Raw genomic sequence first — 8,018 nt, forward strand, 5'->3', positions numbered from 1 at the left:
CATCTATTGGCCGATATCGCTGACTCCCTCGGTTATGAAGTCGTTGGCATAGATTTGTTTCGTACTCGGATAGCCACAGCTACTAAAAAACAGCTACGTGAAGAAATTGTTCTCCTGAAATGGCCAGGGAGAAAATGAAGGAATAAGGGGACAGCAATGACCAAACAAAACATTTATGTTTCAATCATAGAGAAAATTTTTTTCTCAAAGTTTAAAGAAGGCATGAGGGAATTGGAATTCGAAAGAAAGGATATTGTAAAGTTTGGAAACGAACTCAAAATAAATTTACCCAAAAATCTTGGGGATCTAATCTACAGCTTCCGCTATAGATCTGAGTTACCCAAGATGATCCAATCTCTCGCCGGTAAGGAAGAAACCTGGATTATCAGACCGACAGGAAGATCCAAATATCGATTTGTTCTGATACCGAATGTCCCTTTACTCCCAAACAAAAATATGGTTGTCATCAAAGTTCCGGAAGCTACCCCGGGAATTGTTGAAAAGTATGCCTTTAATGATGAACAAGCACTTCTTGCTAAAGTCCGGTATAACCGATTGGTTGATATCTTTTTGGGAATTACCTGCTATTCATTACAGAGCCATCTTCGAACGACGGTCCCGGAAATGGGACAGGTGGAAACGGATGAGATCTATGTGGGGGTGGATAAAAAAGGAGTGCATTATATCGTTCCAATTCAGGCCAAAGGTCGCACTGACAAATTAAGCATTGTACAGATTGAACAGGATTTTGGTGTTTGTGCTCACAAGTTTCCATCTCTCATTTGCCGCTCGGTAGGCGCCCAGTTTATGGAAGAATCCACGATTGCGCTTTTTGAATTCGAACAAAATGAAAATGGTGTTGGAATCGTGACTGAAAAACATTATAAATTCGTCTCTCCGGAGAACGTAACTGATGCCGACCTGAATACTTATCGCAGGCGGAAGTCGGGATGATAGTATAAAAATGAACCCCAAGTCAGCGATCAGGATTTAGCCAACCCATTACTTGGTAAAGGGTTTTGCTGAAAGCTTATCGCTGAAGGTTGGCCGGGTAAGCCCCCTCCAATTCTTCTATGGAATCTTCCTTGCTTTTGGAGGATTGATATGGTAGACTAATTTGTCAGAATAATCGATGCCTTATTAACCCTTATCTACCCAAAAAGGGGATATCTTATGGTTAAAGGATGATTGAAAACCCCATTTCCTAAAAAGGAGCGGGGTATTTTTGTTTTGTGAACCGGAGCTTTAAGGGATTGGAATGGAAGAAAGGAATTATTAAGAAGGGCAGAAAATTGATTGCTTTCATTGCAGAGGGGAAGTCACCATGTGTATTAAAAAATTTGGAATCGAGGATCTCGCCCACCTCTTGGAAGAAGAACGGCGCCCTGTCCTATTGCTCGGTGCCGGGGCGTCGTACAAACACCTACCCGTCGCTGCAGACCTGAAGAAGGGGATGGTTAAGTGGCTCTTCGGTCGTGTCCCCAATAATTCCGAAGTCCGCATATCAGAGGTCCTCGCTCGGTTGGACCAACCCCACATCACACTCGAGTTGCTCTGCTCGCTGTTCCGCTACCGCTCTGGAAGGAGAGGAGATGGCAGCCCGAAGTTCGACGCGGCCCTGTTCTGGCGAGAGCTTTGCCTTGAGGCCGGATGCAACGACTTCTCGCGAAGTCTCGCTGTTTTGTCGAGTAAGGGACTCATTGGGCCTATCCTTACCTCGAATTTCGATGAAATGCTTGCGAAAGCCTACGAATCCGTCGATCCGTCCGTCGCGTATCAATACATTACAGTCAAGTCCCTGCAGAATGAACAAAAAGTTCCGAATAGGGGACAGGAGATTATCGCTTTCCATGGCACGATCCACCTTCTAGACATGGATAATCCCCCCATAGCAGCCAAGCACTCGCCTCCGACGAGTGCGCTTGCACGCGGTCTCGCAACTCCCTTTCCGAACGTGCTCCGTTCTGCTCTCCTCGAACGATTGACCAACGATGCGCCAATTATTGTTATTGGCTATCGAGGTGGCGACTACTTCGACATGAACCCCTTCCTTGAGGTTATCACTAAGACAGAGCAGTTGGACAAATGGTATTGGATCTCCCATAATGAAAAGGTTTCAGAAAATTTTTCGCCGTTTGTCCGGAAGAGATTCCCCAATCGGTTTTTCCTCGCCAACCCGCACTGCTTGTTCCCGGCTTATTGTCGGGAGAAGCTCGGCATTGAAACAAAAGATCCATCAGACCGGGCCAGGCCATCATGGCAAGAAAGGATGAACCAAATTTTCGAGGCCGCGTATAATACGCAAAACGGGGGCTTCCTACCCTCCGAAAGTGATTGCGCGGCAATTCTGGCGGATCTGGAATATAACCTTCCCGGTGCGTGGGCCGTCCTTGAGCACTATTATCTTTTCAGCAATTCTTTCCTTGAGGACGATACACTCACCTTTGCTGGCGTTAGCGAGGTGGACCTCAACGTCGACCATTTAAATTTTCTCGGTTCATCCTACGGTGAGTTGCTACTTGCCCAGAACCGCTACTGGAAAGAGGACAAGAAGAGCAGTTATCCCCAGGCACGCCGAGCCTTCAAGGAAATGGAAGACCGAATCACGAGAGTGTTATACGATTCGGGCTCAGTCCCGCGTCCCGAATACCGCTCAGTGCTGCTGGTTGGCTTGGCCTACGCAGCGGATTATCTCGGGCTCATCGAGAATAAGAACAGGATGGCACTCCTCGATCTTTGCGAAATCGCAGTAGAAGGCGCAATTGCTGATCAGCAGCGAGATCTCCAGCGGAGCGTGAATGAGGCGCGTGACCTGGCATTGCAGCAGTTTCGTCGATGCATCTGCTACGCTCAAGAAGCCCAACGGCTTCTTGAGAATGCATTGGGTAGTGCGAAGGCAAAGGATCTTGGTGACCTCGTCCAGCACGAACTGTGGACCATGATCGGGGAGGAAAACGTCGCTCGTGCACTACCTCCCTCCAGTGCGTGGCCCGCATTCAAGATCGCTATCGAGCGTCGCAAGGAGGTCCTTGAATCGTCAGGGCCGCTTGGCGAGAACGAGTACCGCTGCTCCCACCTCACGCAACTCTTTCTTCGGGCGTCGGAGATGGTGAAGGCTCTCCTTCTCATTGAAACCGACACCCAACCCCCGCAACGCAAATACGAGGATCTGTCCAAAGAGGAGCGAGAAGCCGTAGACTGGGCGATCGGCATCGCGCGCAATGCCTTCAAAGAATACTCCAACCTAGTTGGAAAGAACGCTGATCGGAGATTCCCAGCCTATTTTGAAGCGGAGATCGTCTATCACGCCTCCTGCGACGATATCGAGAATGCTCGGAACTATTTAACTCAGTTTCGGGATGCATTCAACACTGCCCCGGAAAAAATCAAGAATTCTACTCGGAAATGGATGCAAAATGCCGAAAAGAGATTCCTTGCGATCGAGAGAATGTTGAGCACTTGAAGCTAAGCAGGTGCTACAGAGTTTGTTGCTTTCTCTCGATGGCAGACAGCAGAGAAAAAAATGAAAAACGTTGTCCACCCGATTCAGTAACTTATAAAGTTACCGAGGCTTTCCATTTTTCTTTTTGTAAACGCTTAAACGGGCTTAAACTTAAACGGGGTCGGACCCAATGCCATTAACTTAAGAGTTTTTTTAAAATGAATTCGATCTCTTGGAGTAATTCCAGTAAAAGCTGAAACCAGTTTTGTTTCCATTTTTCTGAACCCTGGATTTCGTAAGCGTTGTGGGCCGCTTGGAATTCCCCTTATAAATAGCGGAATTGAACCTGATCTCACTCAAAACCCATTTCAAAACGCTTAAGAGGTAACATGATATAACATATTGTAATTAGTAAGTTATTTCCTTAAGTTAATAGCATTGGGTCGGACCACGTCAGGGGATTGAACTCATAGTGAAATGGATAAAAGAAGGAGGGCAAAGAGGTCCTTAAAACCACCTTTTTACCCCCAATATGAAGCTTCTAAGATGGGCATAGATGTCGACAGTCGATCGATACTTCTTTTTGAATTTGCCGAATTTTTTTTATACGGAATTCGAGCGACGTTTCATCGTCCTCATCCACAAAAGGAGACCGACCGGGGCACGGTAAAATCCGTGCGCAAATTTTTGGGGGAATCAGGAGTAAAACTATGATGGAATATAAAGGCTATATGGGTCATGTGGAGTTCGATGAAGAAGCGGAAATATTTCATGGTGAAGTCATCAATACACGCGACGTTATTACTTTCCAGGGGAAAACCGTTAAAGAGATCAAAGGGGCCTTCCGGGATTCCGTCGAAGACTATCTCAAATATTGCGTTAAACTTGGCCAACCGCCGGAAAAACCTTTCACCGGGAAATTCTTGTTGAGAATCCCGCCTGATCTGCATCGAAAAATATACGTTGCCGCCAAAAAGTCCGGGGAGAGCATCAATGCCTGGATCAAAGAGCAATTAGAGCAACGAGTCGAAAATGTCTGTTAAAATTACCAGCCTGCTCCCCAGTCCAGCCGACGTGCACTATGAAAGAACCGCAAAAAATAAAGTATAGACTCGATCCGGGGCAGATTGAAGTGGTGGATGATGTCATGGCTGAAATATTACGGCAAAAACCCCGGCCGAAAGGATCCAAATTGGATTTAGGATGTGGACATCGGCCCGGAAGATGTTAACGGCTCATCTAAAAAGCACCCATCCGGAATGGGATGCCAAGCAAATTTCGCGGGAAGTGGCTAAAAGGTTGTCCCATGGAACTGTTTGAATTACTTCAAATCATTATTGAGGTTTTTGAAAAACTGTCCATTCCCTATCATTACTGAAAGAAAGCCTAAATCCTATGTCCTCATCGAACCGATCCTTTAAGGTACGGTTGCATCACGTTCACGTCTTTGCTTCGGATATAAGGGCCACCCTTAAATTCTGGCAGGACATGTTTGGCGCCCAGATCCTTTTTGATACGGAGATTGCCGGGGTCCGGAATGTCATGATCGCTGTCGGTTCGGGACGGATCAATATTTACGACCAGTCGCCACGACCGGGCGGGGGCGGTGCTTATCATCATCTGGGAATTCAAACGGATGACCTGGAGAGTTTGATCGCCCACATGGCCGATAAGGGTTTCTCCTTCCGGGGGTCGGTCCGGGAATATGGCACTCTGCGGTATATGATGGCCCTGGCCCCGGACAACATTTTACTTGAACTGTTCCAGATTTTACCGGAAAAAACACCATCCTCCCAACAGCCTATCATGAAGGCTTTTGATTTCACGGATTAAAACTTTTCCTCGACCATTTAAAGAATTGCCTTATCCGGATAGCGGTATTTTGAGTTGACACGCTCATATTATCTCGATAAGATGAGTCCATGAAATCCAATAACTATATCTCCCGAAGCCTTGAAACCTATGCCTTTGATGAAAACCTGATTGGAAGGCACATGATCTTTCTGGCCGGCCCGCGTCAGGTGGGAAAAACCATGCTGGCCCGGAATTGGTTGGAAAGGAAAGGCTGCTCCTCTCTTTACTATAATTGGGATGATATCAAAACCCGGCGAGCCTACTCATCCGACAGCCGCTTTTTTGAGTCTCCGGCACGCTCACTGGGCGGCCTCCCTGAACCCTGGATCGTTTTTGATGAGATCCACAAACGCAACCATTGGCGGGATATTCTGAAAGGTGTTTATGACGTTTTTGGAAAAGAATTCAGATTCCTCATAACCGGCAGCGCCCGTCTGGATCTGTTCCGCCGATCCGGAGATTCTCTGGTTGGGCGATACAATCTCTTCCACATGTTTCCGTTTAATCTCAGCGAAATAGCCTCCTTGAAGAACCCTCCCTGTTTTTTGAGCCAAGAGAATTTTGGGACAATGGTTTCGAATTTCGAAAAACAGATTTCTCGCCGCTTATCCCCGGAGATCAATGAAGCCCATACCCTTTTTTTACGGAATGGACCGTTCCCGGAACCCTTTTTAAGACAAAACGATCGGTTTTGTCGAAAGTGGCACCAGGATTATTTGAGCTTGATCGTGCGCCAGGATTTAAAGGATTTAACTCGGGTGGTAGAACTGGACAAGATCGAGCAACTGGTGTCACTTCTGCCATCCCGCGTCATGTTTCCTCTCTCCATGGCCAATCTGGCCCGGGAGCTGGAAGTGGCCCATACTACGGTGAAGAAATGGCTGGAGCAGTTGAAAAGACTCTATCTCCTTTTTCCGGTGGACCCCTGGACTCAAAAAATTTCCCGGGGATTGAGAAGAGAAAAGAAATGGTATTTTCTGGACTGGTATTATGTCCCGGAAGGACCGGCCCGTTTGGAAAATATGGTGGCTACTAACCTCAACCGGGCCTGTCAAACCCTTACGGACAGGGGATATGGCCTATACCGGCTTTATTATGTGCGGACCCTGGATAAAAAGGAGATTGATTTCGTGGTGACGAAGGACCGCAAACCAATCCTTTGTCTGGAGGTCAAAACCGGGGAGACCAACCTTTCCGGCACCCTGAAGAATCGTCGAAAATGGTTTCCCGATCAATCCACCCTTGGGGTGCAGATCGTGGATAAGAGGGGAACCCTACAGAAGTTTCCTGATAATACCTGGGTCATCAGTGTTGATCGATTCTTATCGCTATTAGATTGAGCCGTAAATGGGATGGCTCATTTTGACCCCGAAAAGAACCGGCTAAGGCAAAATATAAAAACCCCGGCCGAAAGGATCCAAATCGGGTTTAAGATGTGGACATCGGCCCGGAAGATGTTAATGGCCCACCTGAAAAGCACCCACCCGGAATGGGATGATAAACAAATTTCGCAGGAAGTGGCTAAAAAGCTGTCCCATGGAACGGTTTGAAATACTGCAAAAGATTATAAACAGGAGGTTCTCGTGAGATTAACCATCAGCGGTAAGGGCATGGACAGGATGCCCGGTTTTGCTTTTCAGGTGATGAAGATGATGTTTGACATCAGGGATAGATTCGTTTCGGTATCCTCTCTCCTGGATGAGTTCGGTATAGAGCCCGGACAGACTGTTGTCGATTATGGCTGCGGTCCGGGATCCTACCTCAAGCGCGCTTCCAAATTGGTGGGACCGCAGGGGCGGGTATTCGCCCTCGATATCCACGAACTCGCCATCAGGGCCGTGACGAAACGGGCCGCCCAGGAACGGCTGACCAATGTGACCGCGGTGCTGACAGACCGCAACAAGTGCTCCCTGGCCGGGGGGATAGCCGATATTATCTACGCACTGGACATGTTTCATATGGTGAGCGATCCCGGGGGACTCATGGGCGATTTGAACAGAATTTCGAAAAGAAGCGGATTCCTTTTCATTGACAACGGTCATCAGAGCAGAGACGAAGCCAGAACGAAGATCATCGATTCGGGCCTGTGGGAGATGGTCGAGGAAAAGAAACGTTACATGAAATGGCGCCCTCTGCCATACGATAAGCGCTTTTGACACTCTGCCGGAACCCGAGTTTGCCGCATTGCTCCCCGGCATTGCGGCCATGATGGCGAAAAAAAGCTGGCTCGTTGTGATGTGGGGGATCCTGCTGCTGCCTTCCTCAGAGGGCGCAGAGAAGATAAACACTACGGAGGAAACAATCCTTCGGGATATCGAAAAGGAACTCGAATTGATGCAATGTGGGTTCAATCTCAGCGCTGAAGACCGGGCGATTCTCGACCAGCCTCAGCGGGTTTCCCGCTCCAGATATTTTTTGATTCCTTGGGTATCGTAAATCTTCTGGAGGTCATTCCTTTCGAAACGCCGGCCCAGGAATATGCCCGAAAAAAGAAAAGTGGCGGTCGGTAGGAAAGGAGCGGTTTACTTCTCAGAGGCCAATTGCTTGATGGCCAGCATAATCTGGTCACGCAGGATTCTCATGTAATTCAGATATTCCTTCGACATATCCTGTAATCCATCCTGAAGGCCTTCGAGACAGATCAGTCCGATATTTTTGGATTGGATGGAAATCGGTAACAGGATCATATAAAAAGAGGAATGCACATTTTTTCGATACCAGG

The 8,018-nt window shown here is 47.7% G+C and carries 8 protein-coding genes; 7 read left to right on the forward strand and 1 reads right to left on the reverse strand.

What is annotated here, in order from left to right:
- Positions 1–156: 156 nt before the first annotated feature.
- The 7 genes from HY879_24045 (at position 157) to HY879_24075 (ending at position 7,732) form a co-directional block, all read left to right on the forward strand.
- Complete coding sequence (locus HY879_24045) at positions 157–954, forward strand: endonuclease (GenBank protein MBI5606416.1); 798 nt, start codon at positions 157–159, stop codon at positions 952–954.
- Positions 955–1,324: 370 nt separating this feature from the next.
- Positions 1,325–3,463, forward strand: a complete 2,139-nt coding sequence (locus tag HY879_24050) for an SIR2 family protein (GenBank protein MBI5606417.1) — start codon at positions 1,325–1,327, stop codon at positions 3,461–3,463.
- A gap of 689 nt (positions 3,464–4,152) precedes the next feature.
- A complete protein-coding gene (locus HY879_24055; protein ID MBI5606418.1) occupies positions 4,153–4,485 on the forward strand; it encodes a type II toxin-antitoxin system HicB family antitoxin in 333 nt (110 codons plus the stop codon).
- 352 nt (positions 4,486–4,837) lie between these two features.
- A complete protein-coding gene (locus tag HY879_24060) occupies positions 4,838–5,275 on the forward strand; it encodes a VOC family protein (protein MBI5606419.1) in 438 nt (145 codons plus the stop codon).
- A gap of 89 nt (positions 5,276–5,364) precedes the next feature.
- Positions 5,365–6,636: an ATP-binding protein gene (locus tag HY879_24065; GenBank protein MBI5606420.1), complete on the forward strand. Its 1,272-nt coding sequence runs from the start codon at positions 5,365–5,367 to the stop codon at positions 6,634–6,636.
- Positions 6,637–6,906: 270 nt separating this feature from the next.
- Positions 6,907–7,452, forward strand: coding sequence for a methyltransferase domain-containing protein (locus HY879_24070; GenBank protein ID MBI5606421.1), 546 nt, complete (start codon positions 6,907–6,909; stop codon positions 7,450–7,452).
- A 49-nt stretch (positions 7,453–7,501) separates the two neighbouring features.
- Entirely contained in the window at positions 7,502–7,732 is a 231-nt protein-coding gene (locus tag HY879_24075; GenBank protein MBI5606422.1) for a hypothetical protein, read from the forward strand.
- Between the two features lie 86 nt (positions 7,733–7,818).
- Here the strand turns inward: HY879_24075 and HY879_24080 are convergent.
- Positions 7,819–8,018: hypothetical protein (locus HY879_24080; GenBank protein ID MBI5606423.1), on the reverse strand; the 200-nt coding region annotated here is incomplete at its 5' end.

The sequence above is a fragment of the Deltaproteobacteria bacterium genome (genome assembly GCA_016219225.1).
Taxonomy (GTDB): Bacteria; Desulfobacterota; RBG-13-43-22; order RBG-13-43-22; family RBG-13-43-22; genus RBG-13-43-22.

Bases quoted from the DNA above. Each gene is read 5' to 3' on its own strand.
- HY879_24045 (MBI5606416.1), top strand. From the start codon at position 157: ATGACCAAACAAAACATTTATGTTTCAATCATAGAGAAAATTTTTTTC.
- HY879_24050 (MBI5606417.1), top strand. From the start codon at position 1,325: ATGTGTATTAAAAAATTTGGAATCGAGGATCTCGCCCACCTCTTGGAA.
- HY879_24055 (MBI5606418.1), top strand. From the start codon at position 4,153: ATGATGGAATATAAAGGCTATATGGGTCATGTGGAGTTCGATGAAGAA.
- HY879_24060 (MBI5606419.1), top strand. From the start codon at position 4,838: ATGTCCTCATCGAACCGATCCTTTAAGGTACGGTTGCATCACGTTCAC.
- HY879_24065 (MBI5606420.1), top strand. From the start codon at position 5,365: ATGAAATCCAATAACTATATCTCCCGAAGCCTTGAAACCTATGCCTTT.
- HY879_24070 (MBI5606421.1), top strand. From the start codon at position 6,907: ATGGACAGGATGCCCGGTTTTGCTTTTCAGGTGATGAAGATGATGTTT.
- HY879_24075 (MBI5606422.1), top strand. From the start codon at position 7,502: ATGATGGCGAAAAAAAGCTGGCTCGTTGTGATGTGGGGGATCCTGCTG.